The organism is Microbispora amethystogenes, assembly GCF_016863015.1.
GTDB lineage: Bacteria > Actinomycetota > Actinomycetes > Streptosporangiales > Streptosporangiaceae > Microbispora > Microbispora amethystogenes.
On record NZ_BOOB01000099.1, the window covers coordinates 1 to 947 of the forward strand.

Genomic DNA, 947 nt, shown 5'->3' on the forward strand with positions numbered 1-947 from the left:
ACGAACACCCAGTAGTCCATCGTGGCCTTGTTGGACTGCGTGTCGTAGACGCAGTGACCCGCGGTCGCGACCAGGTTGTGGTAGGTCGACTGCACGGAGGTGGCGGTGCACCAGTGCGGCCTGCCGTCGGCGCCGCGGAAGAACACCTTGCCCGTGGTCTTGGGCAGGTTCACGTTCTTCGAGGTGCTGCTCGACTTCTTCTCGTCGCCGATGGCCGGGACGACGCCGGGCTTGCTGTCGGCCGACGGGCCACCCTTGGAGAGGTGCTTGGCGGCGACCTTGGTCTCGACGGCGTACGGCGTGGCCTTCTCGAAGTTCGACGCCCGCTCGCCCCGCCAGTACTTGATGACCTGGAGAGCGGCCGAGTTCGTGGGGGCCATGTTGTCGTGGGACCAGCCCCTGCCGGCCGCCTGGGCGGGGGCGGCGAGACCGGCGGCGAGGAGGCCGGCGGTGGCGACGAGGCCACCGAGAGCCAGAGTGCGCTTCATTGAGGGTGTGCTCCTTGCGCTGTCGTGGGGCGCCTCATGCGTCCCATGCGTCAGTAAAGGGATCGCCAAGGAACATACCGGGCAGATCTTCATGACAGAAAGCGTTCGTGGCGGCGCGGAGGGGAACCATTCGGCGCGTTACCATTCCGTGATCGAATCCTGTTCTGGTTTGGGGCGGCCGAAACGGGACCGAGTGCGCAGGTGGGGCGGAAGGCTGAACCCTCGCTGTGAGGGAGGGCGGGTGAGGAGCGGGTCTGGGCTATGTGACTTAAATCACATCCCTGAAAGGGAGCGGAATCGGCGGCCGAACCGTCTAATCGCGCCCGGAATCCCCGCCTCCGGTCCCCGGAGACGCCGAAAGGGCCCGGCTCGGAAGCCGGGCCCTTCGGGTGGACCGTGTCAGGGTGTGGACCCCTGACGGGTGACCGCTTGTGCTCTCAGAGAGAGTTAGGCGATCGA

1 pseudogene is annotated in these 947 nt (G+C 66.5%); it reads right to left on the reverse strand.

Features of this window, described 5'->3' with window-relative positions:
• Nucleotides 1–488, reverse strand: a pseudogene (locus Mam01_RS35810) (trypsin-like serine peptidase); the annotation flags it as partial.
• Between the last annotated feature and the right edge of the window lie 459 nt (nt 489–947).